Origin of the sequence: Rhodoplanes roseus, from assembly GCF_003258865.1 — a bacterium.
GTDB lineage: Bacteria > Pseudomonadota > Alphaproteobacteria > Rhizobiales > Xanthobacteraceae > Rhodoplanes > Rhodoplanes roseus.
Genome location: NZ_NPEX01000849.1, coordinates 1 through 267 on the forward strand (window position 1 = coordinate 1; position 267 = coordinate 267).

General features: G+C 61.8%; 1 protein-coding gene. It reads right to left on the reverse strand.

Annotated elements, in window-relative coordinates; genetic code table 11:
* Nucleotides 1-267 (reverse strand): TRAP transporter large permease subunit (locus CH341_RS32695; protein ID WP_146604787.1); only part of this gene is annotated, 267 nt, incomplete at both ends.

Below are 267 nucleotides of genomic sequence, written 5' to 3' on the forward strand. Positions count from 1 at the left end.
AAGCTCCGAAAACGCCTGCGGCATCAGGCGCTCCAGGCTCGGCGGCATCTCGTTCACATCCACTTTCGGCACGAAAGGCAGAGCGACGAGCATCAAGAGCCCCATGACGAGGCCCGGGATGATCGCTGCCGTGAAGAGGTCCGAAATCGAGGTTTCGGCAATGACGCCGTAGATGACGAGACCGATCGAGGGGGGAATGACGATGGAAAGTCCCGCACCGGCACAGACGAGGCCGGCCGCAAAAGCTCTCGGATAGCCATCCTCGGC